Source organism: Staphylococcus sp. EG-SA-14 (assembly GCF_017151935.1).
Taxonomy (GTDB): Bacteria; Bacillota; Bacilli; order Staphylococcales; family Staphylococcaceae; genus Staphylococcus; species Staphylococcus aureus.
The window spans coordinates 1-14547 of sequence record NZ_JACVZM010000018.1; the positions used below are offsets into that span (position 1 = coordinate 1).

Annotated in this window: 20 protein-coding genes and 2 pseudogenes; 18 read left to right on the forward strand and 4 right to left on the reverse strand. The window is 29.1% G+C overall.

What is annotated here, in order from left to right; genetic code table 11:
• The 10 genes and pseudogenes from IDG63_RS10470 to IDG63_RS10500 form a co-directional block, all read left to right on the forward strand.
• Positions 1-197 (forward strand): hypothetical protein (locus IDG63_RS10470; RefSeq protein WP_147698042.1); only part of this gene is annotated, 197 nt, incomplete at its 5' end.
• An 84-nt stretch (positions 198-281) separates the two neighbouring features.
• A pseudogene (locus tag IDG63_RS14730) lies at positions 282-476 on the forward strand (minor capsid protein); the annotation flags it as partial.
• A 195-nt stretch (positions 477-671) separates the two neighbouring features.
• Positions 672-1106, forward strand: coding sequence for a hypothetical protein (locus tag IDG63_RS14735; RefSeq protein WP_000910096.1), 435 nt, complete (start codon positions 672-674; stop codon positions 1104-1106).
• Positions 1107-1111: 5 nt separating this feature from the next.
• Positions 1112-1234, forward strand: a complete 123-nt coding sequence (locus tag IDG63_RS14915) for a hypothetical protein (protein ID WP_000273438.1) — start codon at positions 1112-1114, stop codon at positions 1232-1234.
• A gap of 64 nt (positions 1235-1298) precedes the next feature.
• Positions 1299-1427 carry a hypothetical protein gene (locus tag IDG63_RS10480; RefSeq protein WP_031835011.1) on the forward strand — a complete coding sequence of 43 codons (129 nt, stop codon included), beginning with the start codon at positions 1299-1301 and terminating at the stop codon, positions 1425-1427.
• Positions 1394-1606 (forward strand): hypothetical protein, encoded by a 213-nt coding sequence (locus tag IDG63_RS10485; RefSeq protein ID WP_001566611.1) that lies wholly within the window; start codon positions 1394-1396, stop codon positions 1604-1606. Before IDG63_RS10480 ends, IDG63_RS10485 begins: the two co-directional genes overlap by 34 nt.
• Positions 1607-1725: 119 nt before the next feature.
• A complete protein-coding gene (locus IDG63_RS10490) occupies positions 1726-1995 on the forward strand; it encodes a hypothetical protein (RefSeq protein WP_001641468.1) in 270 nt (89 codons plus the stop codon).
• A 12-nt stretch (positions 1996-2007) separates the two neighbouring features.
• The gene (locus IDG63_RS14920; RefSeq protein ID WP_000027399.1) at positions 2008-2130 is read left to right on the forward strand and encodes a hypothetical protein; all 123 of its coding nucleotides are present in this window, start codon (positions 2008-2010) and stop codon (positions 2128-2130) included.
• 70 nt (positions 2131-2200) lie between these two features.
• Positions 2201-2848, forward strand: a pseudogene (locus IDG63_RS10495) (minor capsid protein); the annotation flags it as partial.
• A 10-nt stretch (positions 2849-2858) separates the two neighbouring features.
• Positions 2859-3053 (forward strand): hypothetical protein, encoded by a 195-nt coding sequence (locus tag IDG63_RS10500; protein ID WP_001217295.1) that lies wholly within the window; start codon positions 2859-2861, stop codon positions 3051-3053.
• Between the two features lie 560 nt (positions 3054-3613).
• Here the strand turns inward: IDG63_RS10500 and IDG63_RS10505 are convergent.
• Positions 3614-4639 carry a threonine aldolase family protein gene (locus tag IDG63_RS10505; protein ID WP_000622698.1) on the reverse strand — a complete coding sequence of 342 codons (1026 nt, stop codon included), beginning with the start codon at positions 4637-4639 and terminating at the stop codon, positions 3614-3616.
• Between the two features lie 269 nt (positions 4640-4908).
• On the opposite strand from IDG63_RS10505, the gene IDG63_RS10510 reads away from it, so the two are divergent.
• The 6 genes from IDG63_RS10510 to IDG63_RS10535 all read left to right on the forward strand — a co-directional run bounded on the left by IDG63_RS10510 (position 4909) and on the right by IDG63_RS10535 (position 10121).
• Positions 4909-5106, forward strand: coding sequence for a hypothetical protein (locus tag IDG63_RS10510; protein WP_000435068.1), 198 nt, complete (start codon positions 4909-4911; stop codon positions 5104-5106).
• A gap of 56 nt (positions 5107-5162) precedes the next feature.
• Complete coding sequence (gene cls, locus IDG63_RS10515) at positions 5163-6644, forward strand: cardiolipin synthase (RefSeq protein ID WP_001270821.1); 1482 nt, start codon at positions 5163-5165, stop codon at positions 6642-6644.
• Positions 6645-6818: 174 nt separating this feature from the next.
• Complete coding sequence (locus tag IDG63_RS10520) at positions 6819-7727, forward strand: ABC transporter ATP-binding protein (protein ID WP_000593436.1); 909 nt, start codon at positions 6819-6821, stop codon at positions 7725-7727.
• Positions 7696-8427, forward strand: a complete 732-nt coding sequence (locus IDG63_RS10525; RefSeq protein ID WP_000603969.1) for an ABC transporter permease — start codon at positions 7696-7698, stop codon at positions 8425-8427. Before IDG63_RS10520 ends, IDG63_RS10525 begins: the two co-directional genes overlap by 32 nt.
• Before the next feature lie 3 nt (positions 8428-8430).
• The gene (locus IDG63_RS10530; protein WP_086095894.1) at positions 8431-9522 is read left to right on the forward strand and encodes a sensor histidine kinase; all 1092 of its coding nucleotides are present in this window, start codon (positions 8431-8433) and stop codon (positions 9520-9522) included.
• On the forward strand, positions 9519-10121 hold the full coding sequence (locus IDG63_RS10535) for a response regulator (protein WP_000202390.1): 603 nt from the start codon (positions 9519-9521) through the stop codon (positions 10119-10121). Before IDG63_RS10530 ends, IDG63_RS10535 begins: the two co-directional genes overlap by 4 nt.
• Positions 10122-10233: 112 nt before the next feature.
• Here the strand turns inward: IDG63_RS10535 and IDG63_RS10540 are convergent, their stop codons facing one another.
• Positions 10234-10422, reverse strand: a complete 189-nt coding sequence (locus IDG63_RS10540; protein ID WP_001027143.1) for a hypothetical protein — start codon at positions 10420-10422, stop codon at positions 10234-10236.
• A gap of 138 nt (positions 10423-10560) precedes the next feature.
• Here IDG63_RS10540 and nucI point away from each other — a divergent pair, with 138 nt between their 5' ends.
• Complete coding sequence (gene nucI / locus IDG63_RS10545) at positions 10561-11094, forward strand: thermonuclease NucI (protein ID WP_000841351.1); 534 nt, start codon at positions 10561-10563, stop codon at positions 11092-11094.
• A 142-nt stretch (positions 11095-11236) separates the two neighbouring features.
• Here nucI and IDG63_RS10550 read toward each other — a convergent pair whose 3' ends face one another.
• The gene (locus IDG63_RS10550) at positions 11237-12091 is read right to left on the reverse strand and encodes a hypothetical protein (protein ID WP_000011823.1); all 855 of its coding nucleotides are present in this window, start codon (positions 12089-12091) and stop codon (positions 11237-11239) included.
• A 330-nt stretch (positions 12092-12421) separates the two neighbouring features.
• On the opposite strand from IDG63_RS10550, the gene IDG63_RS10555 reads away from it, so the two are divergent.
• Positions 12422-12997 carry a hypothetical protein gene (locus tag IDG63_RS10555; protein ID WP_001803470.1) on the forward strand — a complete coding sequence of 192 codons (576 nt, stop codon included), beginning with the start codon at positions 12422-12424 and terminating at the stop codon, positions 12995-12997.
• 53 nt (positions 12998-13050) lie between these two features.
• On the opposite strand, the gene IDG63_RS10560 is transcribed toward IDG63_RS10555, so the two are convergent.
• A complete protein-coding gene (locus IDG63_RS10560) occupies positions 13051-14433 on the reverse strand; it encodes an aspartate kinase (RefSeq protein WP_000868645.1) in 1383 nt (460 codons plus the stop codon).
• Between the last annotated feature and the right edge of the window lie 114 nt (positions 14434-14547).

Sequence of the window (14547 nt, forward strand, 5' to 3'; positions counted from 1 at the left end):
TACCTGAAGATGATATAAGTAACGGTAAAGGTTCAGTAACTTTTAATAAAAAAGATGCAGAGGTTATAGATTTCTCATTATCTGAAATAGAAAATGAAGAATATTTTATGTTATATCGTAATAAGTCTTTTTCTGTAGTAAGAGACTTTATCGAGAAGCAAGAATTTCCCGAAAATTATAAAATAGCATGGTATTAATGCATCCTTTCTAGACAGATAAAGAGAAAGTGGTGCTATTTTTATATGCTTTTTTAACTATTTACTGAAATAGCAGAATCATAAAAGTTAACATATTTAAAAGAACTTGGTGAAGATGGCGAATATAAATATGTTGCCAAAATAGATAGTAAAACATCTAAATTATGTCATTCACTCAACGGCAAAGTATTTAAAGTTAAAGATATGATACCAGGTGTGAATGCGCCACCTATGCATCCTTGGTGTAGAAGTACCACAGTGCCACATGTTGGCAATTGGTGAGACAAGTTCTTTAAAGAGCGTGAAGGTAAATATCAAGTAGAAGATGACACAACCAAAGATGAATTACAACAAGCTAAAGTATTAGGAAAGAAAATATATATTACTGATCAAGCAATTGATAAAGTCAGATATGTTGATATTCCAACACATACCAAAGAAGAAAATCAATTTATACAAGAACAACATAAAGCCTTGCTTAAAGATGCCAAAGAAAACAATGATAGCAATGAAGTAGCTTATTTATTAAAAGATGGTAAAGTTACAAAAGTATATGGTGATCAAGATAGTGTATCTTTTGCACCAGGGGAAAAAGCAACAGAATTGTTATTTAACAGTAAACCGAATTCAATTGTTATGTTACATAACCATCCTGGGCAGTCTAGTTTTTCTCTTACAGACTTGTATTTATTTATATTTAATAATTCTATTAAAACACTGACAATTGTTACAAATAAAGGTCAAACAAAGTACTTAACTAAGACAAAAGAATATTGCAAATCAACTTGTATTGATTGTATTAAAAAATATAATAAAAATAAGAATATAAAAAAATTCAATCATAAGGATATTGATATGATTCTAAAGAGATTATATAATAGTGGTAACATAATATATAAAGTTAGGTGATTAAAATGTATTTTGCACAGTTAGATGGTGAAATAACTAATAAACAGTCACAAGAATTATTGGATAAAGAATACAAGAAAGCAATAGAATTAGAAAATAAGAATAAAGAACAAAAATTAGAAAAATAGCATCCTTTCTACACAGATAAAGAGAAAGTGGTGCTATTTTTATACACTTTTTTAACCTTCCAATGTGAAGGTTATTTTTTATTGTCCAAAACGTGCTGATGACATTTTAAAAGCAAGTATGGAATATCAGTCGACAGACTATAAACGGAGGTATGTCTCATGGAGAAAAATGAAAGTAATATTACTGACGTAACTCAGAACGAAGAGCAACTAGACAACAGTGATGAACAATCACAACAGAATGAGAAAACATTTTCTCAAGAAGAAGTATCACAATTGATTAAAGAGCGTATAGCTAGAGAACGCAAAAAATCAGATGAACGTATTAAAGATGCGGTTCAAGAAGCTGAGAAGTTAGCTAAAATGAAGTAGCTTATTTATTAAAAGGTGCTAAAGTTACAAAAGTATATGGCGATCAAGATAGTGTATCTTTTGTGCCAGGGTAACAAGCAACCGAATTATTATTTAACAGTAAACCGAATTCAATTGTTATGTTACATAACCATCCTGGACAATCAGGATTTTCATTGAATGGTTTAAAGATGTTTATTGGAAATAAATCTATCCAAACAACGACTATTGTTACTAACTATAGTGTAGTAAAACATATAAGTAAAACTTCATTATATAATCAGTCTCAAGTTTATAAAATTATGAAAGATATAAAACAATCTATAACTATGAGAAATAATGAAGCGATAGTTGATAATATTCTAAAGCAACTTTATAATAAAACATATATAAAACGAAAGGACAAATAGGAGTAATACATTATGTCAATTCAACAATTAGATGGTTACATTTCTATAGAAGATTTTTTTAAGCATATGGATGAATTATCGAAGAAAGAAGAATTAGAAAAAGAAATTAATCAATCAAAGTCTAAATATCAATAGCATCCTTTCTACACAGATAAAGAGAAGGTGGTGCTATTTTTATACGCTTTTTTAACTATTTACTGAAAATGCAGAATCACAAAAGTTAACATATTTAAAAGAACTTGGTGAAGATGGCGAATATAAATATGTTGCCAAAATAGATAGTAAAACATCTAAATTATGTCATTCACTCAACGGAAAAATATTTAAAGTTAAAGATATGATACCAGGTGTGAATGCGCCACCTATGCATCCTTAGTGTAGAAGTACCACAGTGCCACATGTTGGCAGTTGGCGAGACAAGTTCTTTAAAGAGCGTGAAGGTAAATATCAGGTAGAAGTAAAAGAAGCTAAATTACAAGAAAAAGCTAAAAACCAGATGAAAGAAATGATTGAAAGTTGTAAAATGAAAATAGAAATAAATTGTGAAAAACAAAATGGACATATGTTAGGTCATCATCTATATAATGAAAATAAAAAAAGAGCCATTTTAAATAATAAGAAATTGCCTAGCTATACAATACTTTCTATAGATTTATTGAATGAATTGTTAAGAGAAAAAATGTCAACAGGCAATCTAATATTAAGTGATGAGCTATTTGATATGAAAGAGATTATTAATTTTAATCAAATTATTGGAAAAGTACATATCGATAATGTGTATATTGAAACCAGAAAAGGAAAAGTGCATTATTCGAAGACAGGTGCTCATATAGTACCTTATATTGATAAGTAGGTGAAAAGTATTGAGAATTGAAGATGCATATCGTAAAGATGTTATTATCACGCTTTTGAATAATGAAGAATACGAAGGGTTTGTAACTGACTATGAAAATGAATTTGAGAGTGAAACAGGAAATCTTGTTGTAGATATACAGACTGATTTTGCTGTTTATTCGTTTGATGAAACTGAGATAAAAAGTATTAGATTATTAAAATAATTTCTAAATAGCATCCTTTCTACACAGATAAAGATAAAGTGATGCCATTTTTTGCGCTTTTATAACAACTAAGGATACAAGACACATACCTTCAACAAAATCTTCATCTAAACCTATCGATTTCCTAAGTTCAATTTTAAACACAAAGTTTATTTGTAAAGATGCACACCTATAAAAATCTTAATCATCGAAATGTCACAAACATCTCCATATTAAAAACTTAAATAGTGCATTCCATTTAAACTAAACATCGATATTCCTACCAAAATAGATTTAGTAATTCAAATGATATTACATCACTTTCATAAAATAACTACAACCATCATAATACTTTTCAAATCTCGTCAAATTAAAGTAAATACAGCACAAATTAACATTTTTAAATATATAAAATAAAACAAGATACTCAATAATCTGTAGTATCTTGTTTTGGAATGATGTAATTTTATAACATCAACGGCTTCAAATGAGTAGTTTCATATATAAATCAATAAACACAACTACTCAACTGAACTGGCTTAATTAATAAATGATTTGCCAGACGAAATATAACAGCATTATTAGATTAATTCTAATAGTTTATTTAAATTTTCTTCGGTTGTCGCCCAGCTGGTTGCGAATCTAACAACACGATGTTGATCATCGTATTTTTCCCAAACAGCAAATTTAACTTTTTGTTCTAACTCTGCTATTTTCTCGTTACTTAAAATAAAAAATTGTTGATTGGTTGGAGAATCAAAGTAAAGACGATAGCCTTTATTTATAAACCCGTCTTTCATCTTATTTGCCATTTCGATAGCATGTCTGCTTATATTAAAATATAAATTATCCGTAAATAATTCTAAAAATTGTATGCCTGTTAACCGTCCTTTTGCTAAAAGTGCACCGTGATGTTTGATTCGAGTGGTAAATTGTTTCGGTTCATTATTCTTCGTAAAAACAATTGCTTCTCCGCATAATGCACCTATCTTCGTACCACCTATATAAAATACATCACAATATTTAGCGATGTCTTTAATAGTCATATCTGATTGATCACTCATCAATCCATACCCTAATCGTGCACCATCCATAAATAATGGAAGCTGATATTGCTTACATACTTTGCATAACTCTTCCAATTCTGATTTAGAGTATAATGTGCCATATTCTGTAGGATGAGAAATATATACCATTCCTGGGAATACCATATGGTCCTTTTTAAAATCACTTTTAAATGTCTCCATGTAAGTTTCAACATCTGAAGCACTAACTTTTCCTTCCTTAGAGGGTATAGTAATTACTTTATGTCCACTATATTCAATTGCACCGCCCTCATGCACAGCAACATGACCAGTGTCTGCTGAAATAACCCCTTCGTAACTTTCTAACATTGAATTAATAACAACCTGATTGGTTTGCGTTCCACCTACTAAAAAACGGATAGTAGCATTTGGACAATCAATTGTATCTTTAATCTTTTCAATTGCCTGAGCTGTGAATTGATCAAAGCCATATCCCGAAGCTTGTACAAGATTTGTATCTACTAATCGTTTTAATACTTTTTCATGAGCACCTTCTAAATAATCATTTTCAAATGAGATCACTACATTTCCCCCTAAAACTAATATCAGCATTTTAATAAGATAAACTAATTTCAAAACTAGTTCGATATTTAAAATGTATTGTGAATTGTTAAAGTTTGTATCGCATTATCGCGAAGTTGAATAAATATATTATACATCAAACAATACATTAAGAAAATTAATTAATTTTTAATCATAGCGACTTTTCATGCTGGAACACATATATTAATGATTGAATTTTACTGTTAAAAGTTCTATGATTTAGGAAATAGAGAAAAGAGGGGATTTAAATGGAACAAATTAAACTTAAAACTTTTACAGCTGAGACTTTAGAGTTATTAGAAAAAAACATTAATGCTTTTTTAAGTTCTGAAGAAGCTACAAATTTAAAATTAGTAAATATTACTATTAAAGAAATAGAAGAAAGAACATTCCCAAATAATGAAGAAGAATTCAATGCAATTTTAACTTTATCTGTGAATAAATAATATGATGTGAAAGGTGCAAAATGTTTTTTGTGCCTTTCTTTATAGGAGAAAAGACTATGCGATATACATTTTCAAATGATTTAGGAACACTTTTTACCATTATTTTAGCCATTGGATTCATCATTAATTTAGTATTGGCTTTTATTATTATCTTTTTAGAAAGAAATAGACGTACAGCGAGTTCAACTTGGGCATGGCTATTTGTACTTTTTGTCTTACCATTGATTGGTTTTATTCTTTACTTGTTTTTTGGTAGAACCGTTTCGGCACGTAAATTGAATAAAAACAATGGTAACGTGTTAACGGATTTCGATGGACTTTTAAAACAACAAATAGAAAGCTTTGATAAAGGTAATTATGGTACTGATAACAAACAAGTTCAAAAACATCATGATTTAGTACGTATGCTTTTGATGGATCAAGATGGTTTTTTAACTGAAAATAATAAAGTTGATCATTTCATTGATGGAAATGATTTATATGATCAAGTTTTACAAGATATTAAAAATGCTAAAGAATACATCCATTTAGAGTATTATACATTCGCTCTAGATGGCTTGGGCCAAAGAATTTTAAAAGCGTTAGAAGAGAAATTGAAACAAGGTCTAGAAGTGAAAATTTTATATGATGACGTTGGTTCAAAGAAAGTTAAGATGGCTAATTTTGATCATTTTAAATCGTTAGGTGGAGAAGTTGAAGCATTTTTTGCTTCTAAATTACCGTTATTGAATTTCAGAATGAATAACAGAAATCATAGAAAAATCATCGTAATCGATGGTCAACTAGGTTATGTCGGAGGATTTAACATTGGTGATGAATATCTAGGATTAGGTAAACTAGGGTATTGGAGAGATACGCATTTACGTATACAAGGGGATGCGGTTGATGCACTGCAGTTGCGATTTATTTTAGACTGGAATTCGCAAGCGCACCGTCCACAGTTTGAATATGATGTTAAGTATTTCCCTAAAAAGAACGGACCATTGGGCAATTCACCAATTCAAATAGCTGCAAGTGGTCCGGCTAGTGACTGGCATCAAATTGAATATGGTTATACAAAAATGATTATGAGCGCTAAGAAGTCGGTATATTTGCAATCGCCTTATTTCATTCCGGATAACTCATATATAAATGCCATTAAAATTGCAGCTAAATCAGGGGTAGATGTTCATCTAATGATTCCATGTAAGCCAGATCATCCTTTAGTTTATTGGGCGACATATTCAAATGCTTCAGATTTACTATCTAGTGGCGTAAAAATTTACACGTATGAAAATGGATTTATACATTCTAAAATGTGTTTAATAGATGATGAAATGGTTTCAGTCGGAACTGCTAATATGGACTTTAGAAGTTTTGAATTGAATTTCGAAGTCAATGCTTTTGTATATGATGAAAAGCTTGCTAAAGATTTAAGGGTGGCTTATGAACATGATATTACAAAATCAAAACAACTAACCAAAGAATCATATGCCAATAGACCGCTGTCTGTTAAGTTTAAAGAATCGTTAGCTAAATTAGTTTCGCCAATTTTATAATTTATTTGTAAGGAGTCTCGATTATAGAGGCTCTTTTTATTTTGCCCAAAATTAAAATAACGATAAATATATTATGTGAACCTAATAATGACATTTGTCATTTCAAATCTATGACAAAGTGTTCTATTTTAAATCTAATAAATTTACTAATATTAAATTAAGGAAAAAATAGAGGTGATTAAATTGATTCAAATATCTAATATCAACAAGTCATTTAATAAAAGATGTGTTCTAAAAAATATTTCGTTCGATATTGAACAAGGTAAATGTATCGCTTTAATTGGAAAAAATGGTGCTGGAAAGTCAACGTTAATTGATATATTAATTGGTAATGTTAATGCTAATTCTGGTGAGATATTTGATAAAGACAAGTTATTACAAAGTGAAAATCGCAGTATAATGTTCCAAAAAACGATGTTTCCAGATCAATTAAAAGTTATTGAGATTATCAACTTATATCAATCATTTTACGAAAATCCATTACCATTGGAAGAAATAATAGAACTGACGAAATTTGATTCTAGTCAACTGAACCAATTTGTAAATAAACTTTCTGGTGGTCAACAACGATTACTCGATTTTGTATTATCTTTAATCGGACAACCACAATTGATCTTATTAGATGAACCAACATCGACTATGGATATAGAAATTAGAGAATATTTTTGGTCAATTATTGAAAATTTAAAAGAAGATAATCGAACGATACTCTATACATCGCACTATATTGAAGAAGTCGAACGTATGTCAGACAAAATTATTCTCATTGAAAATGGAGAAATAATACTTAATGATTCAACGTCACATATTAGAACCAATCAGCAATCTCAGATTACGTTATCCGATGAATATATAAGAAAGTTAAAACTAGATAAAGATGATTTAGTTATTCAAAAAAATCATAATGGCACTATCAAAATTATTACTTCAAATGTAAATGATACGATTTTATATCTTCAACAACTTCATATTAATTTGGATGATATTGAAATACAAAAAGTCTCAATTGTTGATTCATACTTCAACAATAAAAAGCAAAGGGGATCTAATTATGATACTAAGTTACTTGAAAATCGAATTTAAAGTTATAATGCGTAAAAAAACAACATTAATATTATCTATTTTATTTCCTGTTATATTCTATATATTATTTACTTCGATATTGGAATTGCCGGAAGATGTTAAACCTAAATTTTATAAAGAGTATATGTATAGTATGACGGTTTATAGTTTGTTAAGTTTTAGTTTACTAACTTTTCCATTAGATATTATTAATGAAAAACAAAATGAATGGCGCCAAAGATTAATGGTAACACCATTTACTTTTACTAGTTATTATATTTCAAAAGTAGTGAAAACTATGCTGCAATTTGCAATAGCGATATTAGTTATTTTTATGGTTGGACATTTTTATAAAGGTGTTGCAATGAGTGCAGTTCAATGGTTAGAGTCAGGAATATTTTTATGGTTAGGTGCGTCTCTATTAATAACTTTTGGCATATTATTTTCTTTGTTAAATGATATTCAAAAAACAAGTGCTTTAGCTAATATCGTAACAATTGGTTTAGCAGTATTAGGTGGATTGTGGTTTCCGATAAACACATTTCCAAATTGGCTTCAACATGTTGCTCATGTTTTACCGAGCTATCATTTGCGTAAACTAGGTGTAGATATTGCTTCAAATCATCATATCAATTTAATATCATTTGCTATAATACTCTTGTATGCTTTAGGGAGTATATTAGCAGTATATTGTATTAGTCATTTTAAAAGGGCGGAATAAAATATGAAATTTTTAAAAGATACTTCAATTGCTGAAATATCGTCTATACTTTATCTGATTTTTCCTATTGCCGGTATATTTTTTAATGAAGTATATGGTCCCAAATGGTTGTATATTATATCAGTCATTGTCTTTTCGTTGTCGTATCTTATATTAGTTATAGTAAATAATAGACTTAATACATTAATGTTTTACATTTTGTTGATTATTCATTATTTTATTATTTGTTATTTTGTTTTCAGTGTACATCCAATGCTAAGTTTGTTTTTCTTTTATAGTGCTTTTGCCGTTCCATTTACTTTTAAAAATAATGTTAAAAAAACGGCAACTAATCTTTTCATACTAACAATGATTATATGTACAATAATAACGTACTTATTGTATAACAACTATTTTGTTGCAATGATGGTTTATTATGTCGTTATATCGTTAATAATGCTAGATAATTTTAAAAAAATGAAAAACCGTGAATATCAAAAAGAAATAGCAGAAAAAAATAGACATATTAATACATTAATTGCTGAACAAGAGCGAAATAGAATTGGTCAAGACTTACATGATACGTTAGGGCATGTGTTTGCAAGTTTATCATTAAAATCAGAATTAGCTTATAAACTAATAGATGCTGATGTAGAAAAAGTAAAAGCTGAATTATTAGCAATTAATAAATTATCTCGTGAATCATTGAACAAAGTTCGAGAAATTATTGATGATGTAAAATTACCATCATTTATTGAAGAGATTGATAGTATACGTAAAGTTTTAAAAGATGCTGATATTGATTTTACATTTGAAAATAAAGAATTAGCGCAAGTATTAAGTCCTACTAAACAATCTATGTTAGTTATGATTACGCGTGAAGCGATAAATAATGTTATTAAACATGCAAATGCTTCAAAAGTTCATGGTAAATTAAAAACTGTAAACAATCATAAATTACTGCTTATGATTGAAGATGATGGCAAAGGTATCGATAGTGATTGTGAGGTGAAAAGTATTTCACAGCGTGTACAACATTTAAATGGAACTTTAGCAGTCGACTCAACAAATGGAACTAAAATAATCATTGAAATCTCAACAGGAGGAATAGCATGACATCTTTAATTATTGCAGAAGATCAAAATATGTTACGACAGGCAATGGTTCAATTAATTAAACTACATGGTGATTTTGAAATTTTAGCAGATACTGATAATGGTCTCGATGCAATGAAACTTATTGAAGAATATAATCCTAACGTTGTTATTTTAGATATAGAAATGCCAGGCATGACTGGACTTGAAGTTTTAGCGGAAATTAGAAAAAAGCATTTGAATATTAAAGTGATTATTGTAACAACTTTTAAAAGACCGGGATACTTTGAAAAAGCAGTTGTGAATGATGTGGATGCATATGTTTTAAAAGAACGTTCTATAGAAGAATTGGTGGAAACCATTAATAAAGTAAATAACGGAGAGAAAGAATATAGCGCCACATTGATGACTTCATTTTTTGTAGATAAAAACCCATTAACGCCCAAAGAACAAATTGTATTAAGGGAAATTGGCAATGGTTTAAGTAGTAAAGAAATAAGTGAAAAATTATTTTTGACAGATGGAACAGTTAGAAATTATACATCTGTTATAATTGATAAATTATTTGCAGATAATCGTTTTGATGCTTGGAAAAAGGCAAATGAAAAAGGCTGGATCTAAATACAAACAAAAAAGTATTGAGTGTTTTGATTTAAGAGACTTGGAAAGTGAGTCAATAATCAAAATCTTACTCAATACTTTTATTTTGGTACTCGCAATTTAGATTTGTTAACTAATTTTTTCGCTTATTATAAAACGAAACAATCAAGTAAACGATAAAGCCTACAAAGATACCCAATAAAATAGATAGTACTGCCGTCACTATTAATGGTAATTTGAAAAATATTTGTAGGAAAATACCAATGATAATTGCGATAATTACTGCAATTAATGTGACTGTATTTTCATTTGAAATGTTCATTTATTTTCACTCCTTAACAATAACATTATATCATGCTATAGCTTTCCAAAATATTGAAATATGTAGATATGGCTATTGACGATATTTCTTAACTTTTATATGATTAATCGGAATGAAAAAAGAGAAGTAGGTGGCAATATGAAGTCAAATAAATCGCTTGCTATGATTGTGGTAGCCATCATTATTGTAGGTGTATTAGCATTTCAATTTATGAATCATACGGGTCCTTTCAAAAAGGGGACGAATCATGAAACTGTACAAGATTTAAATGGTAAAGATAAAGTACATGTTCAAAGAGTTGTGGATGGTGATACATTTATTGCAAATCAAAATGGTAAAGAAATTAAAGTTAGGCTTATAGGGGTTGATACGCCAGAAACGGTGAAACCGAATACGCCTGTACAACCATTTGGCAAAGAAGCATCAAATTATAGTAAGAAGACATTAACAAATCAAGATGTTTATTTAGAATATGATAAAGAAAAACAAGATCGCTATGGTAGAACATTGGCGTATGTATGGATAAGTAAAGATCGTATGTACAATAAGGAATTAGTGGAAAAGGGACTTGCTAGAGAGAAGTATTTTTCACCAAATGGCAAATATAGAAATGTATTTATAGAAGCACAAAATAAAGCTAAACAACAGAAATTAAATATTTGGAGTAAATAATTAAATAGGTGATTATATATATTAAAGTAAAATATACTTGAAGCATCGATTTATTATTACCATAAATTTATATATAGAAATAATTTAAAGGCATAATAACCATAGTGCGTATCGAGCGTAATGGATTATTATGCCTTTGATTTTACTTGAATATAGCTGTGATTTGATCAACCTGTTCTTTATTTAAAGGGTGTTTAGATAGCTCTATGGCTTCGCTAATAATACGTCGTAACGAAGATTTTGTTGAAACTGTATCAACATATTTATCTCTTTCTTCAGAACCTTGAATGATATTAACTGTACCATCACTAAAGTAAATAACACCGGTACTTTGGACTTTAAAGTTAAAGTTTTGTTCAATATGATCCTTTAATGCTTTCGCATTATTTGCTGCTAATTGATACGGATCATAATCATAAAAATCATAAATAACACGATTTGGTTGAACTGTTTCTGTAAAAGTATAGATAGACTTTCTTGATGAATTAAACTGATCATGATATTGCTGGCTAATGTAATGACCGACAACTTTTTCAATATTACTATTGCTTATTTCTGTATCATGCTCATCAGGTACATCAAAGTGATAAAATGTTTTTTCACCCCAGCTTTTTACATCAACGTTTATTAAACCGATATCTGAAACAATGATAAAATCAAATGAACGTGCATACTCGAAAAACGGATGTTTAGTAGCTAAATTGCTTGTAACGATAATATCGTAATATTTTAATTTACCATTTTCGAGATAGCTATCTAAAATCTTGCGTAATTCTCTTTTAGCATTTTTGTATGCATGGTGGCCAACATCATTATTAGAACTCAGCATTTGACTTCTTAATTCAGCATTTTCTGCACTTAATGCTTTGTTCTTTTTAATAAGTTGCTTTCTTGCATAAACTTCGGTATCTATTTTACTATTACTATACCTTTGATTTAAAACTAATATACCAATTAATGCTACAATGATAATGATAAGTACAACATAAAAAGACATTTTTTCACCAATCCTTTTTGACTTCTTTAACTTTGTATACAATAATAATTAATAAAGATTAATTGTTATTCAATTTCCCACATTTTTATTAGTTGATTTTAGTTCATCATTGTTATAATCAAATTATAAACTGACAGATATTGATGTTCAATGAATATGACGTGAAAGATTCGTGAATTCAAGTTTATGTCGAATTTATGTTATAACGGTCATTTAAATGACAGAATTAGGTCACTCATAGTATTTTGAAGATTGAATTCATTAATTTTAAAATGTATAATGATATTTGTGAAAGCGCTTGCTTAGGAGGTGTATTTGAGAGTGAATGAAATGAATGCTAAAGAACAATTAGTGGACAATTTAATGAAAACATCATCGCAATTATTTAAATTTCACGGTGAAGTTGCCATGCAGCTTTTCTTAAATGATGAATTAAAATTACCTTCTATTGTTGAAATATGCGTGGAACGTAAGCGTTTAAGTGATATTGTGAAAGTTATTCCGCAATCATATGCGTTACTATACATAGATAAGCAAGATCAAGCAATAGCTAAAGAAGATTTATCACTTTCAAAAATTGCAAAAGTTTATGTGCAATATGATGATACAACAATAATGAGTATTTTCGTTTATGATGTAGTAAACGATGAATGGATTTTTAGATTGGATCCGAATATACGTATACCTAAGAGTAACATATACTTCCATAGTTTAAATTGGGATGTGGATTATATTAAACCGGAGATTGTTCTAATGTATGATCTAATGCAACACCATCAGTATCATCATTATTCCAATTATAAACGAGTCATAGATGCATTAAGCTACTATCAATTTTTTATTTTAAAATTTGTAGTAGGTGAGCAACGTATTAAGGATGCAATCCAGAGAACAATAAATAATTAAGAAAAAGCAATTCATAACGCAGTTGAATACATGTGTTACGAATTGCTTTTATATTAGTTTTTATCACACAAGTTTTTTAATGCAACCCCGTGATAGCAAAACTCATATGTAGATAATACAGCTTTTTCAGCATCATCTACATGAATTCCAAACATCATCGAGATTTCCGAAGCACCTTGGTTAATCATTTTTAAGTTAATTTTTGATTCAGCTAAGGCATGTGTAATTTTATTTGCAGTACCGATGACTTTATTCATACCTTCGCCGACAATCATTAATATTGCTAAATCATGCTCAATACTTAGCTCATCAACATCACATTTTTGACGAATTTCATTTAATACTTTTGTTTCTTTATTTTGAATTTGTTTTGAGCGCATAACGATACTGATAGTATCAATACCTGAAGGCATATGATCAAATGAAATATTATTATCCTCTAAGACACCTAATATCTTTCTAGTAAAGCCGACTTGTCTATTCATTAAATACTTTTTGATATTAATAACGGTAAAATCTTTATCACAACTTATACCGCTAATCACATTTTTCGCATTTATTTCTCTATCATGCACTATAAATGTACCTTTATCTTGAGGGCGGTTCGTATTTTTAATCACCACAGGGATGCGATCTTTATAAAGTGGTTGTAAGGCTTCATCATGGAAAACACTAAAACCAGCATAAGATAATTCACGCATTTCTCGATAAGTGATTTCTTCGATTAATTCAGGATCTTTGATGATATTTGGATTAGCTTTATAAATACCAGACACATCGGTGAAATTTTCATAAATTGTAGCTCTAACACCACTTGATATGATGGCGCCAGTTATATCTGATCCGCCACGTGGAAATGTAACTATATATCCTTCATGAGATACGCCGAAAAATCCTGGGATAATTAGTTTCTCATCATAATCTCTTAATTTTTTAATTTCAGAGTAAGCACTATCTAATATTTGTGCTTCTTGTGGGACGTCAGTAACAAAAATACCCGCTTCCTTCGGTGATATATATTTTGTTGGTATACCTTGACTATTATTATATAAAGCTATCAATTGCGCATTAAAATCTTCACCACAAGAAAGTAATGCATCTAATAGTCTCTTTGGTTCATTTTTTAATTGATTAATATAATGTTCCAAAGTCACATCTATCGTCCGTAAAATACTTTCATCCATTTGCAATTCTTTTACAATATCATCATAACGCTGAATAATTTCTCTTTTTTTATCATGATAATCAAGATGATTAATGACCTTTTCATATAATCTGATTAACAAATCAGTTGTTTTAATATCATTATCATGTCTTTTACCTGGAGCAGAAACGATAACAATCTTTCGCTCTGGATCAGAATTAACAATATTTAAAACCTTTTTAATTTGAGTAGCATTGGAGACGGAGCTACCACCGAATTTGGAAACTTTCATAGTGCATGCCAACCTTTCTAAAAAATCAGAAAATTGTATTCAGTTTTGTAAGTAAGAATGATATTATGTATTTATATTTTGAATATTACGAACTTTACAAAAATAAAGAATAAT